This is a genomic window from Gluconobacter sp. R75690 (assembly GCF_015244525.1).
Taxonomy (GTDB): Bacteria; Pseudomonadota; Alphaproteobacteria; order Acetobacterales; family Acetobacteraceae; genus Gluconobacter; species Gluconobacter potus.
Genome location: NZ_JABCQB010000002.1, coordinates 31,074 through 55,375 on the forward strand (window position 1 = coordinate 31,074; position 24,302 = coordinate 55,375).

19 protein-coding genes are annotated in these 24,302 nt (G+C 58.6%); 6 read left to right on the top strand and 13 right to left on the bottom strand.

Annotation, left to right across the window (positions count from 1 at the left end; genetic code table 11):
• Positions 1–49 precede the first annotated feature (49 nt).
• A complete protein-coding gene (locus HKD27_RS02560; RefSeq protein WP_194688574.1) occupies positions 50–709 on the top strand; it encodes a hypothetical protein in 660 nt (219 codons plus the stop codon).
• A 30-nt stretch (positions 710–739) separates the two neighbouring features.
• Here the strand turns inward: HKD27_RS02560 and HKD27_RS02565 are convergent, their stop codons facing one another.
• The gene (locus tag HKD27_RS02565; protein ID WP_228518302.1) at positions 740–2,044 is read right to left on the bottom strand and encodes a replication endonuclease; all 1,305 of its coding nucleotides are present in this window, start codon (positions 2,042–2,044) and stop codon (positions 740–742) included.
• Positions 2,045–2,201: 157 nt separating this feature from the next.
• Positions 2,202–3,836 carry a DUF6538 domain-containing protein gene (locus HKD27_RS02570; RefSeq protein ID WP_194688573.1) on the bottom strand — a complete coding sequence of 545 codons (1,635 nt, stop codon included), beginning with the start codon at positions 3,834–3,836 and terminating at the stop codon, positions 2,202–2,204.
• Here HKD27_RS02570 and HKD27_RS02575 point away from each other — a divergent pair.
• A complete protein-coding gene (locus HKD27_RS02575) occupies positions 3,819–5,549 on the top strand; it encodes a glycosyltransferase family 2 protein (protein WP_194688572.1) in 1,731 nt (576 codons plus the stop codon). The genes HKD27_RS02570 and HKD27_RS02575 overlap by 18 nt on opposite strands.
• Before the next feature lie 29 nt (positions 5,550–5,578).
• Here HKD27_RS02575 and HKD27_RS02580 read toward each other — a convergent pair whose 3' ends face one another.
• On the bottom strand, positions 5,579–5,848 hold the full coding sequence (locus HKD27_RS02580; RefSeq protein ID WP_062494564.1) for an HU family DNA-binding protein: 270 nt from the start codon (positions 5,846–5,848) through the stop codon (positions 5,579–5,581).
• 179 nt (positions 5,849–6,027) lie between these two features.
• Between HKD27_RS02580 and HKD27_RS02585 the strand changes: the two genes are divergently transcribed.
• Complete coding sequence (locus HKD27_RS02585) at positions 6,028–6,918, top strand: rhamnan synthesis F family protein (protein ID WP_194688571.1); 891 nt, start codon at positions 6,028–6,030, stop codon at positions 6,916–6,918.
• On the opposite strand, the gene HKD27_RS02590 is transcribed toward HKD27_RS02585, so the two are convergent.
• Together HKD27_RS02590 and HKD27_RS02595 are read right to left on the bottom strand one after the other, a co-directional pair.
• Positions 6,893–9,598 (bottom strand): glycosyltransferase, encoded by a 2,706-nt coding sequence (locus HKD27_RS02590; protein ID WP_194688570.1) that lies wholly within the window; start codon positions 9,596–9,598, stop codon positions 6,893–6,895. The genes HKD27_RS02585 and HKD27_RS02590 overlap by 26 nt on opposite strands.
• A 114-nt stretch (positions 9,599–9,712) precedes the next feature.
• Positions 9,713–11,104 (bottom strand): calcium-binding protein, encoded by a 1,392-nt coding sequence (locus HKD27_RS02595; RefSeq protein ID WP_197436593.1) that lies wholly within the window; start codon positions 11,102–11,104, stop codon positions 9,713–9,715.
• 513 nt (positions 11,105–11,617) lie between these two features.
• Between HKD27_RS02595 and HKD27_RS02600 the strand changes: the two genes are divergently transcribed.
• Positions 11,618–14,413 carry a glycosyltransferase gene (locus tag HKD27_RS02600; protein ID WP_228518301.1) on the top strand — a complete coding sequence of 932 codons (2,796 nt, stop codon included), beginning with the start codon at positions 11,618–11,620 and terminating at the stop codon, positions 14,411–14,413.
• Positions 14,414–14,529: 116 nt separating this feature from the next.
• On the opposite strand, the gene HKD27_RS02605 is transcribed toward HKD27_RS02600, so the two are convergent.
• Together HKD27_RS02605 and HKD27_RS02610 are read right to left on the bottom strand one after the other, a co-directional pair.
• Positions 14,530–15,921 (bottom strand): NAD-dependent succinate-semialdehyde dehydrogenase, encoded by a 1,392-nt coding sequence (locus HKD27_RS02605; RefSeq protein ID WP_194688568.1) that lies wholly within the window; start codon positions 15,919–15,921, stop codon positions 14,530–14,532.
• 92 nt (positions 15,922–16,013) lie between these two features.
• A complete protein-coding gene (locus HKD27_RS02610; protein WP_194688567.1) occupies positions 16,014–18,050 on the bottom strand; it encodes an NAD(+) synthase in 2,037 nt (678 codons plus the stop codon).
• A 192-nt stretch (positions 18,051–18,242) separates the two neighbouring features.
• Between HKD27_RS02610 and HKD27_RS02615 the strand changes: the two genes are divergently transcribed.
• A complete protein-coding gene (locus tag HKD27_RS02615) occupies positions 18,243–18,419 on the top strand; it encodes a DUF1328 domain-containing protein (protein ID WP_081107199.1) in 177 nt (58 codons plus the stop codon).
• A 9-nt stretch (positions 18,420–18,428) separates the two neighbouring features.
• Here the strand turns inward: HKD27_RS02615 and HKD27_RS02620 are convergent, their stop codons facing one another.
• Genes HKD27_RS02620 through mlaD form a run of 6 tightly spaced genes read right to left on the bottom strand, consistent with a single transcriptional unit; the run spans position 18,429 to position 22,493 of the window.
• Positions 18,429–18,944, bottom strand: coding sequence for a disulfide bond formation protein B (locus tag HKD27_RS02620; protein ID WP_062494551.1), 516 nt, complete (start codon positions 18,942–18,944; stop codon positions 18,429–18,431).
• On the bottom strand, positions 18,935–20,278 hold the full coding sequence (locus HKD27_RS02625; protein WP_194688566.1) for a trehalose-6-phosphate synthase: 1,344 nt from the start codon (positions 20,276–20,278) through the stop codon (positions 18,935–18,937). Before HKD27_RS02625 ends, HKD27_RS02620 begins: the two co-directional genes overlap by 10 nt.
• Positions 20,266–20,988 carry a trehalose-phosphatase gene (otsB, locus tag HKD27_RS02630; RefSeq protein ID WP_194688565.1) on the bottom strand — a complete coding sequence of 241 codons (723 nt, stop codon included), beginning with the start codon at positions 20,986–20,988 and terminating at the stop codon, positions 20,266–20,268. The genes HKD27_RS02625 and otsB overlap by 13 nt, the downstream gene beginning before the upstream one ends.
• A gap of 48 nt (positions 20,989–21,036) precedes the next feature.
• Complete coding sequence (locus tag HKD27_RS02635; RefSeq protein ID WP_194688564.1) at positions 21,037–21,726, bottom strand: DUF2155 domain-containing protein; 690 nt, start codon at positions 21,724–21,726, stop codon at positions 21,037–21,039.
• Entirely contained in the window at positions 21,723–21,965 is a 243-nt protein-coding gene (locus HKD27_RS02640; RefSeq protein WP_062494543.1) for a hypothetical protein, read from the bottom strand. Before HKD27_RS02640 ends, HKD27_RS02635 begins: the two co-directional genes overlap by 4 nt.
• A gap of 3 nt (positions 21,966–21,968) precedes the next feature.
• Entirely contained in the window at positions 21,969–22,493 is a 525-nt protein-coding gene (mlaD, locus tag HKD27_RS02645) for an outer membrane lipid asymmetry maintenance protein MlaD (RefSeq protein ID WP_194688563.1), read from the bottom strand.
• A 198-nt stretch (positions 22,494–22,691) separates the two neighbouring features.
• Between mlaD and HKD27_RS02650 the strand changes: the two genes are divergently transcribed.
• Positions 22,692–24,215, top strand: a complete 1,524-nt coding sequence (locus HKD27_RS02650; protein WP_194688562.1) for a vitamin B12-dependent ribonucleotide reductase — start codon at positions 22,692–22,694, stop codon at positions 24,213–24,215.
• Positions 24,216–24,302: the final 87 nt, after the last annotated feature.

The window sequence follows — 24,302 nt, forward strand, 5'->3', positions numbered from 1 at the left end:
TTTCTCTTCTGCTATAAATTATAGAAACGGGAAAAGACGTGAAAACTTCATGGCTACAATTCAATACGACCGGACAAAAGGAGTTTTCCAGTTGCCGGTCGGTGTCCATTCGCAAGCGGATGAGGAGATGTGTACTCGCCTTAACCGCGAGCTCTCCGAGATTAAATCATGGCTCCATGTAAAGAGAAGTCATGGACAATTTTCTCATGGCTTTCTGGTTGAGCTGGCTTTTGGTGCGCTTAATCAGCGTTTTCATATCCATGGGGTCTATGATGAAATTGGAAAGCTGGAGAGTGCGGGGGAGCGCTTCGGTATGACCAAAAAGCCCAAACAGATGCGAAAACCTTTAAAGGGGCTTTGGCATAAGCATTATTTTGACCCTAATTTCATGGTGCGTAATTTAATTGATGAAACAGAAAGAATGTCCAAAGACGGGCGGTGGGACGCCATGTTCGCTCCTCATATCGGAAAATACCTGAGTGAGTTTATGCCGCAGGTTACACATGAGATGGTGATGGGCGCTTTTCAGACGCGTGCTCGTGAAGGAAGAGTTACAGGAGAGTTTTTTGTTTATGAGCGAAGGCCTGATGGCTCAAATTATTATTTGACGCTCGGCGTGCATGGCGAGTGGGATGCCATTCGTACGAGAGTTGATGAATATAAGAGATTTGATGAAGGGAATCCTTGGCCTCATCAAAATAGTCTCTGATAGAACAGTGTCCTTTTGTTAAGTGTTTTTTTAGGGTGCCTCTCTTCCAAAAGGAGGAGGTTGCCCTCTGGAGCAAAGTCGCTCCCATCCACCGGCTGAGGCAGGGACACTTTCTTGGTATACGTTTAAAGAAGTTGGAACGAAGAGAGACTGAACCCCTGTTTTCCCTGCTGAAACCTTCTGTCTGAACATGGAGGTCTGGCTGACAGGGGATGCATTGAAATCCTTCACCTCCCTGAAATGCACCGTGTGCACCAGAGCTGTCAGAACCCGTGGCATTCCTGTGCGGACATAATGGAAATCAGGGTGGCGGGCTGATATCCGGTTCAGTCTCTCATCGGAAAATCCCCGCATCAGAAGCAGCGCTGTTCCGCCAAAGGCTTTCCGCTTTATCAGTCTGTGAGCTGTGGCAATCCTTGCATCTGACAGGGTTCCGTAGCGCTTGCCTGCATAAATGCTCGTGTAACGGGCTCGGATGTCGCGTGTCAGGCCAATGAAGGTCAGACTGGTCTCGGGTTTTCCATAGTCCTTCGTGAGATAAAGGGAGACGGACAGCACATCGCGGATGTCCTTGATGGCTTCGTCCTGTCGCTCACTCTCGTTCGGGAAGGCCTGAAGTATCTGCTCCTCAAGCCATGCTCTCTGGGCTGGGTCTATATAGAGCTGGATATGATAGTGGGGTGTTTCGTCGTCCTGGAGTTCGAGCGCTGTCATGCCCAGAAGCAGGACGTCTTTCTCTCTGGCTTTGCGTCTGACAGTTTTCCAGCGTCTGGAGATTTCGGCCTTGGCTTCTTCATAGGAACAGGCGTGATACTCTCCGGGTAACGTGAGGGTCAGGAACAGGCCCTGATAGCCCAGAAATCCTGTGGCGAAGTCGTGCAGACTGTCGGCTATCGCCAGCGTGACGGCATAGTGTTTCCTGAGCTGCCACTGACGCAGGGTATGGGCTGAAAGTCCGGTATCCGGGTTCTGTCGGTCGGGAACCACGATGAACGATTTGCTGGCAGCCAGCTTCTCGTCATCAAAGGCCTGCTGAACGCTGTCGTGTTCGGGAGAGAGTTCCAGAACTCTGCGGAGATTGCGGCGTAACCTGTTGGTTTTTCGTGTGAGAACCTGTCCTGTGATTCGCTGGGTCTGCTTCAGTTCACTGTAGGACTGGGAGAGAAGGTCAAAGCCGGAAACAAGGTCATCAGGCAGAGCTTCAACCCAGTCTGCGACCTTGCGGGTAATTTCGTTCTTGTAAATCCCATGCAGGGGTAACAGCCTGCGCCAGACATCCGGTCTGGTGGTTCTTATCCAGTGGTCTATTTCTTCATACTGCACATCATCCTGCATCTTCCCCCGTGTAATCGTGAAGAGAGGCAGAATGGTCTATAATGGTCCTGTCGTAGAAACATGTCGTACTTCCTTCTCCGAACTGGTCTCCGGGATGTTTTCCAGTCCTGAGAGGGAAGTATAGCAGATAGTCATGCAATTTTGTTTTGAAGTGGGATTATCTGTTTTTTATTTCCATAGGGTTCCAGATTTCGAACTTCACTGTCCGAACGACTTTCATCAGGTTCGAGGGGGTTGTTCCTGCATTGTAGTGGCTGCCCATCCCCGCTGTTTCATGCCCCAGAATCTGGTCAATCCATTCAACCGGATAATTCAACCCATCACCTCGATGGCCGAGCATGGTCCGGAACAGGTGTCTGAAACTGTGAAACGTTGTCTCGGGAGGCAAGCCTGCGTCTTTCTTGAACCTACCGAATCTCTGAGAAAAAGCCGCTCCATATTTTTTGGTGGAGGCAGCATAGGGCAGGTCGAAAAATATCCGGTCTTTCTTGGATTTTTCGCAATTCTTAGCGCGTTCAATCAACCCCGTAGACTGCTTGATATAGGCATGAACGGGAATAACTCGTTCACCAGCTTCTGATTTGGGGTTCCAGACTTCTTTTCCATCCGCATCCCGGTGAATACGGACATCGAAACACAGAACGCCATCAACTTCATGGATATCGCACGGTCGAAGCCTGCAAATCTCTTCCAGTCGCATTCCTGTATAGGTCGCAACGGACAAAATCTGCCTGACTGTGTTGATATTCACCCGTGGTTTCCACACGGTCTCCATGAGAGCGGCCAGTTCCGCCTCCCTGAAGGGCCTTCTATCCAACGTCTTTTCATTGATGGCCGTCACCATGTGCTTGGACCAGATATTATACTCTGGCTTGTCGTCCAGCTCTCCAACCGAGATGGCATAGTTCCAAACCTCGGACATCTTGTTGATGTGTCGGGTCATCGTATCTGCTGATAAGGTGACATATTCAGGATTTCGCGCCCTATGGTACGCGATAATCTCTTCCAGGGTCATCGCATCTTCTTTGGGCGATTTTCCCCACATCTTGGGCATCTGCCTGATGACGTTGATGAAAGCGGATGCTTCTTTGCGAGTAAAAGTATGCAGTTCACGGGAGGTGTCCGTGAACCTGCCAAACAGTCTGCACGCCGCCACAAAATGGTTGTAGGTTTCTATGGAGACACTCATTCTCTTAATCTCCAGATACCTGTTGGCGATGTCTTTGAAAGTTATTGAAGAGATTTTTGGTGAAATCTGTTGCTGCATGACAGGAGCAGCGGGAACCTGCTGGCTCATATCGGGTATCTTGGAGATGGCCTGACCCAGTAGGGCTAGCAGTTGACCTTCCCGCTCATGATTGCCCGCTGCTTTGGCAGCTTCCAGTTCTGCACCCAGACGCTGGATTTCGTTCAGAAGGTGAACGTTTCGACCATCCATGTCCTTCACGAATTGCTGAAGGAATCTGTCAGGCGCTCCTGAGAGATATTTTTTCTTTACGTCAATTCCGGCACTTGCCCCGGCCAACCAATCCTCTTTGAAATCGGACGGATGTAGTTTCACCATCTCCAGAAGGTAATTTTTAAGGTCAAACTTTTCAGGCAAAGCACCACCATCCGACAGAAAACAGAACAGGTTCTCGACCTGTCCATATATCATGCCCGCACGAGACCTAGCTTCCTTCTTCCTGTGAGTCCCGAGACAGAGCCAGATTTCAGTTCTCCCCAGAATCTCGCGAATCTGTAAAGGAACAACCCTGCGGAAATGATAGGAACCATGTTTTCTCTTGAGCATTGGAGACAGCTTTGGGGACAAAAATGGAGACAAATCCCCAAAGTCGTCTCTTTCCCTCAAGAAAAAGCGTTTTATGTCAATGACTTATATTTACTTTTTGCCAGCGCTCCTCCCACCCCAGCCAGCCTCCAAAAACCGGAAAATGCTTCCCGCAACGGGTACGCCGGGTTTCAGGACAATGCCCGTCAACTGATTTGGCTAATCTCGATCAAGGATGTAATCTGGAAGGACATACTTCCGACATCAATCAGGGTCTTCGTCGTGAAAAAAGAAAAATCTGCAATAGTGCTTTTCGTTAAAGACGAAGCCCATGACATCATGGCATGGCTATCATGGCATATTTCCCTCGGGTTCAATAAGATATTTGTATATGACGACCACTCGACCGACGGGACCTATGAAATAGCCAAATCCTGCGAAGGCATTTACAACGTGGAGGTTTGCAGGACTTCCATGCTCGAAGGCAATTTTTACTACAGACAACGCGACAGCTATTTTGACGCCATCAAGAAATCCATCGATCACTATGAGTGGATCGCCATGCTGGATGGCGACGAATATGTCAGCATCGACGGCACCCAGGACATAAACGGATTTCTGGACAAATTCAGTAAAGACGACACGGGGATTGCCCTAAGCTGGTGCATATACGGAAGTTCCAGCAGGGTCCTGAAAGACAAGGTTCCGACTTACCAGGTCTTCAACCACAGATCGACGCCCGATCTTAATGACAATACACTCGTAAAAAGCTTTGTAAGACCAGAAGCGGTAAGCTTCGCATACGAAAACCCCCATAAGTTCAACCTGTCCTATGGGACTTACGCGGATGCTGCTGGCCAACCCGTAGAATGGCGTCCCGGGGCCACGAAAAATATCCTGTGGGAAGGCGCCAGGATCAATCATTATATCTGCCGCTCCATGGAGCATTTCATCGACCGCATCAAAAGACGCCTGGGATCCGATCTGTCAAACAGTACGGTCTACTGGTCTCATTTTGATCGCAATGATGTCTATGATCCCCAGGATCAGGCGCGCATCAATGCGGCAAATACCATCTACAACAATATCAAAAAATCCGTTTTCCAGTACTCACTGAAGAATTTCCTCAAGAAAGGAAATGCTCTGGAAAACACGGAAAACAGCTTGGCACCCAACAGAAAAGTGGATGTCTTCCACCTCAAGAGCGCTCACGGCGAATATCTTTCCCTGAATAACATCGATGGACATCTCTTTCAGGGGGAAGGGTTTGAGAGAATTCTGGCCGCCATTCCTTACGACAGCAATAAAATCTGGGTCTTCCGGAATCCTTTTGTATATTCCTCAAACGTCCGGTTTCACATCAGTCACTCGGCCCAAAGCAATTATTGCTACGAATTTGAATTCGAGCCGCATGAATCGGATGGTTCCATCTCCATAAAATCCCCAAAAACCCAGAAATATCTGACATCCATTCCCGTAAATCATGGCGGAAGCGTAGAATTTTCACGGGAAGAAGCGTCCGACTGGGAAAAATTTTATTTTGGAGAAAAGGTAACCGATTTGACATTTATCGGAGAAAAAGAACATTCAGCCTCGGACCTGATATATTATATGCTTAATTCTTCAGGATCTTTTTCATACGAAGAGTTCTTACTGAAATCATCCACGCTCGATAGTAACGACAGGATGAATCTGAAGTCTCTTCTCGGCCCACAGATCATGTCCATTATCTGACGGCCACGCTGAGGCAGCCATACGATCTCTCAGACGAGCTGCTTCAGTCCTGGACTGGCCTTGAACCTGACGGTCCGCCCCGCTGACACCTCGACAGGCTCTCCGGTCCGCGGATTGACGGCCTGCCTTGCCTTGGTCTCACAGACCGTGAATGTCCCAAAAGATGGCAGCGTAAAGCCGCCTTCCTGGCGCAGCTCCTCGATAATGGCGTCAATCATGTCATTGACGGCCCGCTGGGCAACAACCCCTGTGCAGTTCATGGAATCCTGCAGAACTGCGGCAAGAAAAGCTTTGCTCATGAATAAAACTCCGGATTTACTCAGTGCAGATCGCATCTTGCCGGTACAGAAATGCCGCTAATGCGAACTGAAGGGCGGATTGTCTATCGCCTCAGAATGCCATAGTGTTTCCTATAGAACCGTCCCAGAAACAACCATATATCATGAATTTAACGTTTCTTTCTTCAACAGGACGGTCCATGTCAGCCCCTGTCTGCCTGTTCGCATATTACAGCACAGACGCGGGGCTTCCCCCTCACACACGCCATCTGCTCAGCCAGATCGCGTCCTGCGGCTTTACAATCCACCTCGCCGCCTCCGGCCTGTCGGAAGCAGAAGCCCAATCGCTGCACGATGACCTCGCAAGCGGCACCCCTCCGGTCTCGGCCACCGTCCACGCCCGCCCCAATATCGGGCTGGACTTCGGGGCCTGGCAATTCCTGCTCTCCCGTGGCTACGACAGGGACGCAGACGAAATCCTGTTCGCCAATGACAGCGTCTTCGGCCCGCTCCTCCCGCTCAATCCCATCGTGGAGCGCATGCGGGCGCAGAACCTGCAGATCTGGGGCATGGTCCGCTCGGAAGCCGTGGTGCCCCATCTACAATCCTGGTTCCTGTGCATGACCCGCGAGGCCCTGGATCATCCAGCAATCAAGCGGATCTTCAACCAGCCCTTCAGCGACATGAGCAAGGACGAGATCGTCCTGCACGGAGAGCTTGGGCTCGGCCTCGCCATCAAGGCGGCCGGACTGTCTTGCGGGGCCGCCTGGAGCAATCCCCGCGGGCTCGCCCGCCTTCTGGCGCTCAACCCCATGCACACGGACTGGCGCGCCGTCCTGCGATCGGGCCACGCCCCCTTCATCAAGACCGAACTCCTGCGCGACAACCCAAGCGGAATCGCGTCCACCCATCTGTGGCGGCAGGAAATCCCCGATCCCGCCTTCTTCAACCCCGACTGGATCGCCCGTTATCTTGCCGCAACACCGCCCCGCAACCGTTCCAAACGCGCAGGCTTCCGGGCCAGACTGATCCAGGCCCTGGCCAGCGAAGACCGGCGACACGCCCTTATAGCCCTGCTCCTCGGCCGCTAGACTGCCCTGCGGCCTGCTTCAGGAAGCCGTAAAGTTCTTCCGCCTGCATGTCGTATGTCGCAAGCCGTTCCTTGCAGGGATTAACGTACCCCTCGAAGCGTTCCGGCGCGTCCAGCAGCGCGGAGACAGCCTGGACAAGTGTCTGTGGTTTACCGTCCAGCGGCAGCCACGTCCCGTTTACCCCGTCCACCACGTCTTCTGATTGCCCTCCCGGAGACGTCGTGATGACCCAGACATCCCGCGCCAGCGCTTCCCGCACCGTCAGGCCGTAGCTTTCTTTCCATTGCGACGGAAACAGCAGAACATCGATCTGGTCATAGAAATCATCGAGTCCGGCCTGTGTATAGGCGGGCACAACCCGGAGCTTCCCACGAACGGTCCAGTCTTCCGGAAAGATCGACTGAAACCCGAGGTTGAGCTTGTTATCGACAACGACAAGTTCCCAGTCACTCCGCGACAGGGACTGCATGGCTTCTTTCAGCAGGCCATATCCCTTGACGGCTTCCGTCCCGCCGACAAAACCGAATCGCAGCGGCGTCCCCGGGATCCGCAGCCTGCGCGCACGCTTCGGCCAGCAGAAACCGTTGCGATTGACCACGATCCGTTCAGGCGCAATCCCGTTCGCAAGATAGAGTTCGCGATGCGCCTGCGACGGACTGATCAGAAGGGCCGCACCCGTCAGGGCCTGCCGCATCACGACAGCCCGATCCGCAAGATACCGCACACCCGGGACACAGGCCTGACAGACCGCAGGATCGATGGTCGTCTGGAAACAGTACCGTCCGTCCCCCTTGACCATGAACTGCCGCTCGCAAAGCCACCAGGCATCGTGCAGCGTGAGAACGTAAGGAATTCCCCTTTCCTGACAGATCCGCAGGATCCCCGTTCCCAGCCCCTGCGCAGCGTGAACATGCACGACATCCGGCTGACAGGCTTCAAGCACATCCGCAAACCGGGAAGCCATTGCCGGATTATCCAAGTGCCCCACCCCGTCCAGACCGTCAGGCAACACGGCGGCAAAGACCATCATGCCATCCACGTCGTAACGAACATCCCCATCAGGGATATCCACGGCAGGCGGTCTGGACGTCATGACACTGATCTGAGCCCCTTTCCGGACCAGCCGACGCCCCATTTCCTCGGCCACAATCGTGGCACCGCCAAAAGAGCGTGGCGCGAAATAGACATTCGCCATCAGGACCCTGAGGCCCTCCGATTCCTGTCGAGGCGGAAGACCAAACAACGTCCGGGCCTGTGTCTGCGCCATCGCCTCAGGGGCATACCGCGCCATCACATCTTCATAAGCCGCTTCCGCCAGACGTTTCCGGTAATCCCCATCCCGCGCCAGGGCCAGAAACCCGTTTCGCCATGCGACGGTATCTGCGGCAAGGAGGCCGTTCTTTCCATCGCGCAAAACAGTCAGAAATGCTGCACAGGGAGAGCAGATGGCCGCGACCCGGACAATGGCTGCCTCAAGAAATTTGATGTTGCTTTTACAGTCGTTGAACAGCGTCTTTTCCAGCGGAGCAATCGCGATATCCGTCTGTGACAGGGCCTTCAGATACTCCGGATAGGTCAGCTCCGTCAGGCGCTCGACCCGATCCCCGAACCGACTGAACGCCGAAGACAGCTGCAACTGCCCGATGACCCTCAGGCAGAGCCGGGGCTCCTCATCCATCGCTGCCAGCAGTCCCGCCTCGGCCTGCCTGAAATCGGCATCATGAGTATTAGTGCCCGACCCATACGAAACCCAGATCCGGTCTGATGGCACAGGAGCAGGAAGAGCTTCTGCAATTCCAAGCGTCTGTGCGTCCAGGGCATTTTCCAGAACAGCGACATCCGTCAGCCCCGCCTCTCGCATGGCGCCCGCAAGAGCCGCCGTCGAGGCAATGCCTCGACCACAGGCCAGCATACACCGGCGGAACAATGCCACCCCCGAGAGCAGAAGGTCACGCTCCGCCGCAGGAAGCGTGTCGATATTCCCGTTCTGCCTATACTCCCCTTCATCGAAGATGAGATCATCCACTTCCCAGCGCGGCGCCAACTCCAGCCGATGCGCTTCCTGCACCAGTGTCATGACGTCGTCGAAGCCCGGAACCCGATAGAAAATAACATGCGTGCAAAGCTGAAGGGCAGACTGGGCTTCGGCAATATCCCGCCAGTCCACGACCTGAACCGACCAGCCCAGCGTCTTCAGGAAATCCCGCTTCTGCCAGACGCGATACTTGGCACACTGCCTCAGGCTGAGTTCCGCAATGATGAGAACCTGCGGCTTCAGTCTCGCAGTTCCGCATTCGGGAGTAGCTCTGTAAGGATGAAGCGCCCCTGTATCACCGGAGGCTTGAGGCAAAACCTTCCGCCGGTCACCATGGAGCCGCTTCAGGCGACGAACACGGTGGGTAACGGTTTTCCTGATCCCCGAAAGCCCTTCCCGCCCCCAAAGACGCCGAAACCGCTCCGGAAGTTCACTGACGGGGCGACCGGAAAGCAGCCTGCCGAATGTCAGAGCCCGGACAGCACGCAGGGGAAGCGTCACACGCCAGGACAGGGACGTCTGAATCAGGAACAACTGACGCAGCAACTTCTGGTTCTCTTTTTGCAGTTGCTCGGCTCTCAAACCGTTCAGGCGCGCCGCACTGCGATAACTTTCAGTCAGGGTTTCACGCGGGTCGTCCCGCATTCTGTCAGGCTTTCACAAAATAGGTAAAAAGAACTTCAGAAACACGAAAGGCCGGACCCTTCCGGATCCGGCCTTCCTGAACAATACCAGCCCGTCAGAGGACAAACGCCGTCATTAGCTCAGGGTGAAGTCAGAGGCGTTCAGATCGGTAACGCCAACGAACGTGATCTTGGAGTTGTCGGACAGCTCGATCGTGGTGTTACCACCAGCAATCGTAGCGTTCGCCAGAACACTTGCCAGACCATCGTTGTTCTGAAGGCCGTACTGGTACAGAGCCATCAGGTTACCGGCCGCACTGCCGAAGTCGGTGATGGTGTAGTCACCGCCGGCAGAACCCTTGGTCAGAGCGAACAGGTTTGCTGCGCCCGAACCACCCGTAAGGGTAGCCGCGCCCGAACCGCCAACCAGCGTATCGGCAGCGGAACCACCGATGATGGTCTCGTCGCCCGTGCCTGCGAAAGCATGCAGCGTACCGTTGGAAGACGCAGCCGAAACGGTTTCGCTGCCATCGCCACCGACGAACAGGTTGGTGGAGCTTGCGGAGCCATCGACCAGTATCAGATCAAGACCCGAAGCACCGAACAGCGTGGACGTGCCAGCGGAAACGGTGGTTGCACCCGTACCGTTCAGGAACGTCAGGGCTCCCGAAGCAGTGATCGAGTTGGCCGTACCACGGATCTGCCAGATATCGGCAGAAGCCGAAATGGTGTCGTTCAGACCGCCCGAAACCGTGCTGACAGCACCGGTCGAGAAGTAGGTGCTGGAGCTACCGCCCGTGATGAAGCTGTTATTGCCACCCGAAACGGTGTTGTGCGACGTCGTGTCGTAAACCGTTGCGTTGGCACCCAGCGTAACCACGGAGCTGCCACCGAGCAGCGTGACCGTATCGGTACCAGTCGTGCCGTCGATGGTGTCCTGACCCTCGGAACGAACAACGTTCGTGCCACTACCCAGGGTAATCAGGTTCTGGCCCAGGCCACCGCTGATGGTATCGTTACCATTGGTACCCGTGATGGTGTCGTCGCCGTCACCCGTGGCAATGGTCCAGTTCCCCGTGGAATTACCGCCCTTGAAGGTGTTGTTGCCAACGCCACCAATGAACAGACCATCCTGATTGCCCACCGTCAGGGTTACGCCAGCCCAATCACCAGTAAGGATGCTGATGCTCTGGGCCGTACTGCCGGACACATCCAGGCTGACAGCCGAATTCAGGGTGTCTTCGCCCGTGGTAGAATAGCTGCCAGCAGCGATGCCAGCAGCGATATACTGCGTGGTACCGCCAGAAACGGTGTAATCACCACCCTGGCTGATCAGGCCCTGACCCGTGGTGGTACCCGTAGCGCCATTACTGCCCGGAACCAGATCGTAAGAATCAAGCCCGCCACTGGCGTGGAGGGTGGAAACAGCAGTCTGATACTGCTGCGCCAGTAGTTGGGTCTGCCCACCACTGACCGTGACCACAAAGGTCTGGCCGGAGGCGCCAACTACTGTAGTAATGTCAGCCATTACCATGCACTCCTAAAAAAAGGTTGCCTCGCACCGGCGGCCCTCGGACCACCCAAATGATCGAGCGACGAGTCTTGCATATATCAGAGCCAGATTGTCAAAAGCAATCCACTTCGAACACGATACAAAGAATCAAGATCCATCATTTTGGGGATTCGAGCAGCCATGCCGACAAAGAATTTTCCGTTTTCATTATGCGGAAACGGAAAAGAGCGGGTAATCCAGCCCTTCAGTCAAATCCTTTTATATCAAAAAAGTTCCGTTAATGTTAATTTCACAAGAAATAAATATTGCCACTACTGCGTCAAGCCAGACCTGACCGAGCTGCGCCTTTTCTGAAACAAGCCGCCCTTCACAGACACTTAGATCCCAACAGGCCCATTCGTGAATTTTCCCATCCCCCCTTCACCGTCTCTTCCAAGAGCGGACCACAATCTGGCGTGTCTGGCGCTCCTGCTGGCATCAGGAAAGTCGGCGACAGACGGCTCTCCAAATCTCCAGGATCACATTTTCTTGATTGTCTGGCTGACGACAGTCCTGACCGAGGAAAAAGACCTTTCCACTGCCCGGATCGAATGTTCACCCCGCGTGCATGCCCAGATTCGCCATGCTCTTCGTGCAATGCTGGAAACGCACCTTCCGGACAGGGATATCCGGGTCGTCTCCCAGGTGTCCCGGAACGACGGGAACAGTCTTCCCCTGCTATGCCACATCACGGAAGACGCACCCCAGAGCCCTTCTTCATTGCCCGTTCTCCTGCTCGGGGCAGATCACCCTGCCGGGTCGGTTGTCTTGACCCCCGGAAGCGCCCTGACGAACGCAGGCGATTCACCCTTTCTGGGTATCCTGATGTCTGAAACGCCGGAAAGCCTCGGACTCCGACGCAACATCCGACTGCTTCTCGATGACAGTCGGAAAACCCGTCTTCTGATGTCCCGGACTCAGGCGATACAGCAGGCATCGCTTGAAAAAACACAGACCATCCAGGAGCTCCGGATCTCTCTCCGGATGCTCTCGACCAGAATCATGCGGTTGCCGCCCGAGACACCAGCACCCGAACAGACCGAGCAGCCAACCCTAGCCCCACCGCCGGTCGTGCCTCTTCCGCCTGAAGAACCAATTCCTGAGCCGATTCCGACACCCCCGTTCTGGCTTCGGGCCGGTCAACGCCTCAAGCGCATTCTGCGCCCTCCCCCCCCCCAACCCGTCATCCCGGTTCAAGAGGAACCCGACACGGATGAGAGCAGCCCCGCACCCGTTTCGGCCCCGGCTCCGGAACCAGGACCAGAGTCAGATCCCGCACCTTTCTCCGTACGTCGCGTGCTGTTCGTTGCAGGAGAACCCGACACGCCTGGCGTTCTGTACCGCTGTTACCGAAATGCTGCCGCCACCCGGGATGCCGGCTTTGAAGCCCGGGTCCAGCCCTGCGCCTCGATCGGCTACGACGATATTCTCTGGGCAGATGTCATGGTGTTCTGGCGTGTCGAGTACAGTGGCCATGTCAGTACGATCTTCGATCTCGCCGCAGCGGAAAACGTCATTACCGTCTTCGATGCGGACGATATTGTCTTCGTGCCCCATTATGCCCGCGTGGACATGATCGACGGTATCCGCTCGATCGGCGCCACGGAAGAACGGATCGAACGCTGCTTTTCGGAAATGCGCCGCACCTTCCTGCGCTGTGATCAGGGATCAACGACCACCGCCGAACTGGTCTTTGCCATGCACAGCCTGCGCCCCGTCGTTCACCTGCTTCCAAACGTTTATGACATGCTTTCCCTGCGACGTGCCCGCATGGCGCTGCGCATGCGCGGCGAGCCCGGCCGCGTCAACGCCGGCGACGGCCTGGTCCGCATCGGTTACGCCACGGGCTCCCGGACCCACCAGCAGGACTTTGGCCCCATCTGCCCCACCATCGCAGAAGTCCTGCGTCAGCGCCCTGAAGCACGCCTTGTCCTGTTCCGCGAACCCGTCACGCATCGTCCCATCCTGCTGATGGAAGAATTTCCCAGCCTGATCCCAGTGCAGGACCAGATCGAATGGCGCGATATGGTCCCTCTTGAGGAACTTCAGGACGAGTTCGCACGGTTCGACATCTCCATCGCGCCTCTGGTGACGGGAAACGTCTTCTGTGAAGCCAAAAGCGAGATCAAGTTTTTCGAAGCCGCCCTCTCCGGCGCAGCGACCGTCGCCTCACCGACCGGCCCGTTCCAGCGCGTCATCCGCCACGGCGAAACCGGCTTTCTGGCCGACAGCCCAACGGACTGGTACGACGCCCTGATCGCACTGATCGACAATCCGGAACGCCGCGTCCGTATGGCACGGGACGCCTATCATTCCGTCCTGTGGCCCTTCGGTCCGCAGGCGCAGACCCGGCGCATGAAACTCGTCCTGACGTCCATGTCCGGAGACGAGGCCGCTGCCCTTGCCGGGGAAACGCGTCTTGCCAGAGACCGTCTCGCTCCGGCCCCCGTGCCCGTCATCCCGCCCAGCCGCACCCTTTTCCATCACGATGCGCTGGGAGAAGCCCCCGTCACTGTCGTCATCACGTCCTATAATTACGAAGCACATCTTCTGGACGCGCTGGAATCCGTTGCGGCGCAGACTCTTCCCGTACTGGATCTGATCGTCGTGGATGACGGCTCGTCCGACGGATCGGTCGCCCTGGCCCGCATCTGGATGGAACGGCACTGCGACCGCTTCAACCGCCTGATCCTGCGCCAGTCTATTGCAAACGCCGGACTGGGAGGCGCGCGGAACATCGGAATGGACGCAGCCGAGACCGTTCATGTTATGCAGCTGGATGCCGACAATACCCTGCGCCCTGAAGCCTGCAAAACGCTTCTGGATTCCATGGGTGACAGCACAGCCTATGCCTATCCTCTCATCGCCTGTTTCAATGAACACGGGCCTGTGCTGGCGGACATAAGCACAGACACCCATCAACAGCCTGGCGCACCAGAGCTTCTGGGAGACCTTCCCTTCAATCCACTCTCCCTCATCTCGGGGAACCGTATCGATGCCATGGCCATGGTCACCAAATGGGCGTGGGCTGCGGTCGGAGGTTACTATGTTTCACGTGAAGCAATGGGCTGGGAGGACTTCGACCTGTGGTGTTCGCTGGCGGAACGCGGCCTGCCCGGCCATCACGTCCCGCAGATCCTGGCCGATTACCGCCAGCATGAGACATCCATGACGAACACCTCGACCGAAAAGGAGGCCCACAAGGCCCGTGTCGTGGCGTTCGTTCAGGCCAGACACCCCTGGATCCGCCTCAGTGCCGAACGCGCAAAGCCCCGGAAAAACTGAAACCCTTTTCCAGACCGGCCAAGAAAAAAAACCCGCTCCCGGACAGATCCGGAAGCGGGTTTTTCATAACCTGACAGATCGAACCGGGCTCCGCGCGGAAGCCCGATACGGCTCAATCAGAACGGCGCATCAATATCAACAACGTCGATCAGCTTGTGATTGACGAATTCCTTGATGCCCAGACCGATCAGTTCACGGCCATAACCCGAACGGGCCACACCACCGAACGGCAGGTCAGCCTTCACCATCGTCGGATGGTTGATATAGACCATGCCCGTATAGATCTGCTCGGCAACTTTCACGCCGCGCTGGGTATCCTTCGTGAAGACCGAACCACCCAGACCGAACGGCGAGTCATTGGCGATACGGATGGCATGCGCATCGTCTTTGGCCCGATAGAGCTGCGTCACCGGACCAAAGAATTCCCACAGACGGGCTTCGTTGTTCTCGTGCAGGTTGGTCATCAGCAGCGGCTGGAAGAACGCACCCTTCTCCGGCACCGACGGACCGATGGCCTCGACAACAGCACCGTGCTTCTTGGCTTCCTCGACCTGAGTCTTCAGATCATCAGCAGCCTTCTGCGAGGACAGCGGAGCCAGCGTGGTCTTCGGGTCCATCGGATCACCCGGGATCAGCTTGGCGACTTCGGCCTTGTACAGCTCCAGGAAGCGGTCATAGACAGCATCTGCCACGATCAGACGCTTTGCGGACACACAGACCTGACCGGCATTCCAGTGACGACCGAACGCAGCCCACTTCGCGGTCTTTTCCAGATCCGCATCGTCCAGAACGAGGAACGCGTCAGAACCGCCCAGCTCCATCGTGGACTTCTTCAGCGCCTGTGCCGCAATTCCGGCAACAACAGCGCCAGCCCCTTCCGAACCCGTCAGGGCCACACCGCAGACGCGCGGGTCCTTGAGGATCGTCTCGGTGTGATGACGGGCGGCATACAGGTTGCGGAATCCACCCTTCGGCAGACCGGCTTCCTTCATCAGGTCATCGAACGCGGCAGCACACTGCGGCACGTTGGAGGCGTGCTTGAGAATGACGGTGTTACCGGCGGAAAGCTGCGGCGCGATAATGCGGGCGATCTGGTAGAACGGGAAGTTCCACGGCTCGATCGCGAATACGATGCCCTGCGGCTGATGGATCAGGACAGCCTCGCCTTCCTTCGGATCCGCAACCGGCAGCTTCTCGGCTTTCAGAAGCTCTTCGGCGTTCTTGGCATAATATTCGAAGATCTCGGCGGACAGGATCGTCTCTGCCTTGGCCTCAGCATAGATCTTGCCCATCTCGAGGGTCAGAAGTTTGGAATATTTGTCGATATCACGGCGAAGAATGCTCGCCGCTGCCGTCATGATCTTTGCGCGCTCGGCGAACGGCGTGTGACGCCAGCTCTTGAACGCATCATAGGCTTCGGTCAGCGCGGTCTGGACTTCCTGGTCGGTTGCTTCCGGGAAGGTCTTGAGCGTCTCACCGGTATAAGGGTTGATCGTAGCGTAAGCCATGACGAGTCATGTTCCTATGTGGTGACGGGTTTCCAACATATTGGCACGGATGCGGGCAGACAAAACCCCCCACACTCCTGCACACCAAAACTTCACGGATGTGTGTTCGTTTCAGGTACATTATCACAAAGTTCCGCAAGCCATGCCGTTGCCGTGCCATCAGACGGCGCCCGCCAGTCTCCTCGCGGCGAAAGAGAGCCGCCGGAAACCAGCTTCGGACCATTGGGCATGGCGGAGCGTTTGAACTGGCTCGTCCCGAAAAACCGCCGCAGAAACACTTCCAGCCAATGCCGGATCTCGCCCAGATCGTAGGCAATCTTCCGGTCCTGCGGATAATGCTCGGGCCATGTTCCGCGGGACGCATCGCTCCAGGCCACCTCCGCCAGAAACGCGATCCGCGACGGCCTGAAGCCGTGACGCAGAATATGATAAAGTGTGAAATCCTGAAGCGGGTAGGGTCCGATCGTCTGTTCCGTGCTCTGAACGCCCTGTCCGGTATCGGGCACCAGCTCCGGCGTGATCTCCGCATTGACGATCCGCTCCAGAACCGCACCCACCACACCGTCACCCAGTTTTCCATCCCGCGCCAGCCAGCGGATGACATGCTGGATCAGCGTCTTCGGCATCCCGGCATTGACGTTGTAATGGGACATCTGGTCCCCCACCCCATAGGTGCACCAGCCCAGCGCCAGTTCCGACAGATCCCCGGTCCCGATCACGATACCATTACGGTAATTGGCGATCCGGAACAGGAAATCCGTCCTTAGCCCCGCCTGCACGTTCTCGAACGTAATGTCATGAACGGGCTGCCCCTCGGCGAAAGGATGGCCGATGCCTGCCAGCATCGTCTGCGCCGTCGGCCGGATATCCAGCTCATTCACCTCCACGCCCAGCGCCTCCATGAGCGCATGGGCCAGCGAGCGGCTCTCCGTTCCCGTCGCAAAACCGGGCATCGTGTAGGCCAGAACATGCGTCCGGGGCCAGCCGAGCTCATCAGCCGCCCGCACCGCCACCAGCAGCGCAAGCGTGCTGTCCAGCCCGCCTGAAACCCCGATCACGGCCCGCTGCGCCCCGCTCGCCTGCAAACGGCGGCGCAGCGCGCTGACCTGAATGGTCCAGCCTTCATAGCAGTCCCGCGCCAGCGTCCGCGCATCGGACGGTACGAACGGAAACCGCGCGACATCCCGTTTCAGCCCCAGATCCGTCATCGGCGGCGCAAGCGTGAATCCGACGGTCCGGAACGTCTGCCCCGCATGCCCGAACTGCCCCGTCCGCATCCGCTCCTGCCGCAGCAGATCCAGATCCACATCCGCCACAACCAGCCGCTCGCCCTGCGGGAACCGATCCGACTGCGCCATAAGCCGCCCGGCCTCATGGATCGACACCTGCCCGTCCCAGGCCAGATCGGTCGTGGACTCACCTTCGCCCGCCGCCGCATAGGCATAGGCCGTCAGCGTCCGCATGGACTGCGCCTGACACAGAAGCGACCGGTCATCCGTCCGCCCGATCGTGACCGGAGACGCCGACGGATTAAGAATGACCGTCGCCCCCGCTTCCGCCAGCTTCCCGCTCGGCGGAGACGCCACCCACAGATCCTCGCAGATCTCCACGCCCAGCGTCAGCCCGCGCATATCCTCGGCCTGGAACAGCAGATCCGCTCCGAACGGCACCTCTTCACCAAACAGCCGGATCGTCCCGGACGTCTGAAGCCCGGAGGTGAAATACCGTGGCTCGTAGAATTCCCGGTAGCGCGGCAGATGCGATTTCGGCACCACACCCAGCACGCGCCCGCGATGCACCACCGCCGCACAGTTATAGAGCAGGTCCCCCCGCACCAGCGGCAGCCCCACCACCGCGACGGACAGCAGATCCCGAGACCCCGCGACCACCCGCCGGAGCGCCTCGACCGCCCCGTCGAGCACCACGTCCTGAAACCGCAGATCATCCAGCGTGTAGCCCGTCAGCCCCAGCTCCGGAAACACCACCGCCGCCACACCCTGTCGGTCACAGTCGCGCAGAACCCCCAGAACCCGCTCACCATTCTTCAGCGGATCGGCAAGCGTCACCGGCAGCGTGCAGGCAGCGATCCGGGCGAATCCCTGATGATACAGGGAGCGGAACAGGGTCATGGCAGTCCTCCGGCAGGCACGGCTCCCGAATTAAGGGACCCGACCCATGGAAATATCGGAAACCGGGACTGTGCAAACAGCCCGAAAATAAAACGGATGTTGCGAAAATGAACCTGTTCACTCCGCCGCCGTTCAGCCTTCTCACACCCCGCCTCTCCCTCAGAGGGCGCTACTGACAAAGGAGACAGTCCCATGGACCTGCTACGCTGGACCATTGCCTTCCTTATCCTCGCCTTATGTGCTGCGGTGCTGGGCTTTGGCGGAATTTCGGCAGATTTTGCCTATATCGGCAAGATCCTTTTCTTCATCTTCCTGGTGCTGCTGATCATCAGCCTCATCTTCGGACGCGGACGCGGCACGCGCCTCTGATCCGGCCCCTCAGCGTCGGGAGCGGCCCATGCGGAAGCTCCCGACCAGAGCCACCACGAACACCACAACCGCATACAAACCACCCAGCTCCGTCATGGATATAGGCAGACCGAACAGGTAATCCGGCGAATCACACGGCTTGTTCGGCCGTGCGGGCATCGCCGACATCCAGTCCTTGAAGTTGCCCCCGTGAAAGACCGGCGCCCTGCATTCCGGCGCAGGGCTGGGCCAGAACTTGTGCTCCACGCCCGCATGCAGAACCGCCAGCCCGATACTGGTCATCAGACACAGAAGCCCGAAGAAAACCCCATACCGGGCATAGCGCTTCGGCAGCACGATCGTGACGATTCCAAGCCCGATCAGCACCCACCACGGACGCCGCTCCCACAGGCACAGCTCGCAGGGTGCAAGCTTCAGCCAGTGCTCGGCAAACCAGACGACCCCGAGCGCCACCAGCCCCGCCAGAACATACAGACCACCCAGAGCAGACGTTGAAACGGGGCGGTATGTTCTGTTCAGTGGCACGGACGGATCGCCTCCAGGCTATCAAGAAACTGCTTGGACCAGCTCCCCGCTGTATTGCGGGAAACCTCGTCATACATCGCGGACCATGCCGCATGACGGGCCTGCACGTCCATGGTCAGGCCGATATGAAGCGCATCGGCCATTCCTTCCGCATCCAGTGGATTGATCAGAAGCGCCTCGGGCATTTCCGGAGCCGCCCCCGCAAACCGCGACAGCACCAGCACGCCGGGATCGTCCTCGTCCTGCGCCGCGATGAACTCCTTGGCCACAAGGTTCATGCCATCCCGCAGCGGCGTGACAAACCCCACATCCGCCATCCGGTAAAGCCCGGCGAGGATATGCCGCCCGATCGGCCAGGTCGTGTAGCGGATCGGCACCCAGTCCGGCGTGCCATAGGCGCCGTTGATCGTCCCGACCAGGCCGTCCAGCTCTTCCTTGAGCAGACGATAGCTCTCCACGCCCCCCCGTGACACCGGAGTAACCTGAAGGAACGTCACCTGCCCGCGATGCTCGGGATAGTTCTTCAGCAGCGCTTCGAAGCCCTTCATCCGCTCCGGCAGACCCTTGGAATAATCCAGCCGGTCCACCCCCATGATCAGGTGCGTCCCCTCCAGCGTATCCATGATCTTCACCACTTCGTCGGAAGAAGCGCTTTCGATCGCCTGCTGACGGAAGCTGACAGGATCGATCCCGATCGGCACGGCCTCGACCGCCGCCTTCAGGCCATAGGCCTCGAAACACCCCTTGAGATTGGTCGCGTCCTCAGGCGTCTGCACCCCGATCAGATCGCACGCCGCCAGTCCGGTCAGCAGCATGTCGAGCTTGGGCAGCAGACGCGCTACGCTCCAGGGCGGGAACGGAATATGCAGGAAGAATCCGATCCGCCCCGTCACACCCCGGTCCCGCAGCATCTTGCCCAGTGGAAACAGGTGATAGTCATGGATCCAGACCGTATCATCCGGCTCCAGTAACCCGACCAGCCGGTCCGCGAAGACTTCGTTCGCCTCGTAATAGGCGTCGCAGTCCTCACGAGTGTAGCGGATCAGGTTGGTCCGGTAATGACACAGCGGCCACAGGACGCCGTTGGAAAAATTCAGATAGAACCGGTCATACTGCCTTTGGGTCAGGTCGAACGTCACATAATTGACGTTTCCCACCTGCTCACTCTGGACCGGCCGGTCGGCCGCATCCGCATGCTGATGGCCCGACCACCCGAACCAGAGGGTCTCCTGCGTCTGTACCGCATCATACAGACCAACCGTCAGCCCCCCGGCAGGCTGCGTACGCTCCCCAGGGGCAGGCGTCCGGTTGGAAACAATGATCAGGCGCCCCATCCGTGTCCCTCCGACAGATCATGCAGCCAGCGCCGGAACGTGGCCGCATCTGGAAAATCATCGGGAATGAGCCAGCCTGCGCCCCCCATCTGGCGCGCAGCCCTCACCCCGTCGCGGTCCGTGACGTCATCACCGGCAAAAACCGGAAGCCGCCCGGCAAAAGGCGGCTCCGCCATCAGTTCCCGCAGCGCCTTGCCCTTGTCGATCCCCAGTGGCCGGAGTTCGATGGCCATCTGGGCATCCTGAAGGTGAAACCCCCGGTTTTCCACCGGCCAGGCCGACGCCAGCTTCCGAAAAGCGGATTCCGCCTCGGGCGCACGACGGTAATGCAGCACCATTCCAGCTTTTTTGTGTTCAACACTGGCGCCCGGATGATCTGCCGCAGCCTTTTCAACAGCCTGCACCCATTCCCTGGGCACAACGGGCAGTTCGCGCTCCCGTAACGCCTGACCGGGCGCGTGACGCATCATCACACCGTGCTCGCCGGCCACGGCATGGGGAATATCCGGCAGGAAATAATCGATCTGTGCGATGGGCCTGCCGGTAATGATCGCAAGCGCGCCATCGAGCATGTCCCGAAGACGCAGCAGATCCGCCGCGAGCCCTTCCGGCACCCGGACACTTTCCGGAGTAGGCGCGATATCGACGAGCGTTCCATCGAAATCAAGCAGCAGGGCTGCCCGGGACGGGGGAAAGGGAACCTGAATCATGAAGCTGTCATTTCTTCCTGTTTCTGGGTCATTCCGCCCCATCCCACCTTATTCGAGGCCGGGATCAGCCTCGGGAGGTGACAGGGGCTGTCCCGAAGGCTGCGCAGGCATGGCCGGAGCAAGGGACGGCGCCGCACCGCTGGGAGGCGCGAGCGGAATGGGATTATGACTGTCCGGAGCAAGCGGCACAGGACCGCCTGAGGCAGAACCGGGCTGGGATGCCGGAGCATCGCCGCCCTCTTCCACGGGAACCTCCGCACTGGCGAGCACGGGTGCCTTCACCACAGGCAGAGGTCCCGCCTGCGGTGCCGTCGGCGCTCCCGCACAGGAGACAACGCGCACATCGTACAAAGGGCTGCCATAAGTTGCGACAGAAGGCTCCTGAGCCAGCATCCAGCCATCGAAAGGCGGCCGCTGCGGATCACTGCTGTCCTTCAGATGCAGCAGGGCTCCGGCATCCGCCGCCAGCGTCTGCGGCCGGCTGACACAGGCTTCAACACCCACGGAAAGACTGTGATAGGTCGCGCTCCCGCCCACGGGAATCGTGAGAAGCTCCAGATGGGCGTCCAGCCGGTCCAGCACACGCACCACGGCCTGCGACTGTCCCTGCCAGGTTGCAGCCGGATACATCGCCGGGGGCGCCACACCTGTCGCGGCCCGCGCACCCGAAATCCCGGCCAGCAGAATCATTCCGGCAGCCCCGCACGGCAGAACCCGGTCAGACCAGAGTTTCATCATGACTCTTTCTCCTGAGCCCCACCCTGGAGCGGGCTCTTCAGATCGGACAGCATCGCCTGAAACGTCTGCAGCATCGCCTGAGGCGCAACCCCCATCAGAACCCCGTCATCAAATGCATCCTGAAGGGCCTGACGCAGCTCGGTATCGTTTTCCCGCAGGATCTGGACCTTCTCCACACAGGACACGGGATTGCCCTCGTGGTCGACCCACAGAAACGCATTTTTCTGCGCATCCGTCATGCCTCAGGGCTCATCCGCCAGACTGCCCGCCGTCGGCTTTCCCGCAGCGGCCTTCTGGCTCTTCTGCAGCGAATCCGTCACGGAGAAAATGAACTTGCTCAGAAGCTGTTCCAGGCTGATGGAGCCCTGCGTCTCGGTCATGACACCCCCCGGCTTCACCACCGAATCCGCTCCACCCGGCGACAGCGCGATATACTTCCCGCCGAGCAGACTGTCAGACGTCACGATCGCAGCGGAATCCGTTGGCAGTTTCACATCCGGCGCCAGCGTAAAGGTCACCTGCGCCTGAAAGCTCTTCGGATCGACCACGGCCCCCGTCACATGCCCCACGGTAATGCCCGCAAGCCGCACATCGGAACCGACCGTCAGGCCGTCGATCTGGCTGAAGGACGCATGGACAGGGTAGCCCCCGTCATCGCTCTGATGGTGCCCGACCATTGCCGCGACCAGAAGACCCGCAAGGCAGGCAAGGACAGCGAACCCGGCCAGAAGCTCCAGCCGGTCATGACGGACCGTGACAGCGCTCATGACGATACCCTCGTGAAAATCATCCTTCCAGCACTACCCGACTCCGCTTCGCGCGTCCAATCCTCCCGCAGAAATCGTCCCTCGGCAGGCCCCGGGAAAATGTTATCCCCCATATCCCCATGTTCCCGCCCATTAGCGGCCTTCCGGAGGCCCTTTTCCGGCTTACGGGCGCATGGGCGCAGGGCGTAGATTCGCAGCATGACAGCTCGCCTTCACTGGACCGGCGTTCGCATGAGGACGCTTCAGGTCATGACCGACCCCGACGACAGCGCCCTGCGCTCCGTCACCCTTCCTGCCGCCTGGGATGACGAGGCCGCGCAGGCCCTCGCCCAGATCACCCTGAACGGTGGGCCGGTCAGACTTGCCGCGGAGGCAGCCCGCTGGGTGGACACGATCGACGCGTGCCCGCCCCTTCCCGGCACCCCGGCCAACACGCCGTCGCCGGGCCGGAGCCTGTCCTATCTTCTGCTGATGCAGCAGATGGCGCCCAATACCGCACTGTGGCAGTGCCAGCCCGACCAGACGCCCGGCTTCACCATCCGCCTGTCCAGCTTCGTGCAGGAGACCGGATTCGCCGCCGAGCATTTCGTCGCCTGCCTGCGTCTGGCCTGCGACGCCCTGCGCCGCCTTCATGCCGCGACCCGGATCGAACGTACAGGTGAGCTGCCCCTGTTCGATCTGCCCGCCCAGCCTGAAGACGAAGCCGCAGGACTCATTTTCCTGACCGATCTCGATGCCTGCCTGGCGGCCCTCGGTCTCGACTATGACAGTGACGACGCCCGCAACGCCGCCTGCGCCATGGCCGCACTCGCCACCACCGTGGCCCGCGCCGGAACGAAACTGTCCCCGCCTTCCATTCCGGAATCACCCCTGCCGGGACTGCGAACCCTCGCTTCCTCGGTCTGCGCTACCGAAGAGGGGCGGCATTTCTGTCCGATCGAAACCGGATTTTCCTCCCCGGCCCCGACCGAAGGACTGCTGGACGTCGAAACCTGCGGCCTCGCCCCTGCCTTCTCGCCCCTGCGCGAAGATGGACATCTGCGTGCGTCCACGCTGGCCCGGCTGGCCTGCCGTGGCCTGACGCCCGAATCCGCCCTGGCACTCGCACTGGCCGGCGAGACCCCGCTCCCGCCCGTTCGTCCGCAGGCCCAGACTGCCATGCACGCCGCAGTGAAGAATGTCGTGGACTTCCTGCCGGCGGTGCCAGAACCCGATCTGGCCGACCTTCAGGCCAAGCTGGCCCGTGGCGTGCGCCGCCCGCTCCCCATGCGTCAGACCGGGTTCACCCAGCGCGCGGCCGTGGGCGGTCACAGTCTTTTCATGCGCACCAGCGAATTCGAGGACGGCACACTCGGCGAGATCAGCCTCACCCCACCCCGCGAGAGCCCCATGGCCCGCGGACTGATGGACTGCCTCGGCCACGCCGTCAGCATCGGCCTGCAATATGGTGCCCCGCTGGAAGCCTTTGTGGAGCGATTCGCCTATACGCGCTTCGGTCCCGCAGGCACTGTCGAGGGCGATCCGTCCACGGCTTACGCGACCTCCATGCTCGATTATGCCTTCCGCACCCTGTCGGAAGCCTATCTGGGCGAGCACATGCCGGATGCCCCCCGCGTCGAACCCAGTTCGGAAGATCCAGCCCCCATGCTGCCCTTCGGACGCGGCTCTGGCGAGAGTCCGGAATGGAAAGACCGCGGGCGCCGCCTGAAACTGGTCAGCTAGGGCGAAAACGGGTTTCGATGGCTCCGGCGAGCAGAATACATTGACAGTCAACGGACTCGCCGGTAGCTAGCGCCTGCGCTGAGAAGG

Bases quoted from the DNA above. Each gene is read 5' to 3' on its own strand.
- HKD27_RS02570 (WP_194688573.1), bottom strand. From the start codon at position 3,836: ATGCTCAAGAGAAAACATGGTTCCTATCATTTCCGCAGGGTTGTTCCT.
- HKD27_RS02605 (WP_194688568.1), bottom strand. From the start codon at position 15,921: ATGGCTTACGCTACGATCAACCCTTATACCGGTGAGACGCTCAAGACC.
- otsB (WP_194688565.1), bottom strand. From the start codon at position 20,988: ATGATTCAGGTTCCCTTTCCCCCGTCCCGGGCAGCCCTGCTGCTTGAT.
- HKD27_RS02610 (WP_194688567.1), bottom strand. From the start codon at position 18,050: ATGACCCTGTTCCGCTCCCTGTATCATCAGGGATTCGCCCGGATCGCT.
- HKD27_RS02560 (WP_194688574.1), top strand. From the start codon at position 50: ATGGCTACAATTCAATACGACCGGACAAAAGGAGTTTTCCAGTTGCCG.
- HKD27_RS02635 (WP_194688564.1), bottom strand. From the start codon at position 21,726: ATGATGAAACTCTGGTCTGACCGGGTTCTGCCGTGCGGGGCTGCCGGA.
- HKD27_RS02640 (WP_062494543.1), bottom strand. From the start codon at position 21,965: ATGACGGATGCGCAGAAAAATGCGTTTCTGTGGGTCGACCACGAGGGC.
- HKD27_RS02575 (WP_194688572.1), top strand. From the start codon at position 3,819: ATGTTTTCTCTTGAGCATTGGAGACAGCTTTGGGGACAAAAATGGAGA.
- HKD27_RS02615 (WP_081107199.1), top strand. From the start codon at position 18,243: ATGGACCTGCTACGCTGGACCATTGCCTTCCTTATCCTCGCCTTATGT.
- HKD27_RS02625 (WP_194688566.1), bottom strand. From the start codon at position 20,278: ATGGGGCGCCTGATCATTGTTTCCAACCGGACGCCTGCCCCTGGGGAG.
- HKD27_RS02595 (WP_197436593.1), bottom strand. From the start codon at position 11,104: ATGGCTGACATTACTACAGTAGTTGGCGCCTCCGGCCAGACCTTTGTG.
- HKD27_RS02650 (WP_194688562.1), top strand. From the start codon at position 22,692: ATGACAGCTCGCCTTCACTGGACCGGCGTTCGCATGAGGACGCTTCAG.
- HKD27_RS02565 (WP_228518302.1), bottom strand. From the start codon at position 2,044: ATGCAGGATGATGTGCAGTATGAAGAAATAGACCACTGGATAAGAACC.
- HKD27_RS02585 (WP_194688571.1), top strand. From the start codon at position 6,028: ATGTCAGCCCCTGTCTGCCTGTTCGCATATTACAGCACAGACGCGGGG.
- mlaD (WP_194688563.1), bottom strand. From the start codon at position 22,493: ATGAGCGCTGTCACGGTCCGTCATGACCGGCTGGAGCTTCTGGCCGGG.
- HKD27_RS02590 (WP_194688570.1), bottom strand. From the start codon at position 9,598: ATGCGGGACGACCCGCGTGAAACCCTGACTGAAAGTTATCGCAGTGCG.
- HKD27_RS02580 (WP_062494564.1), bottom strand. From the start codon at position 5,848: ATGAGCAAAGCTTTTCTTGCCGCAGTTCTGCAGGATTCCATGAACTGC.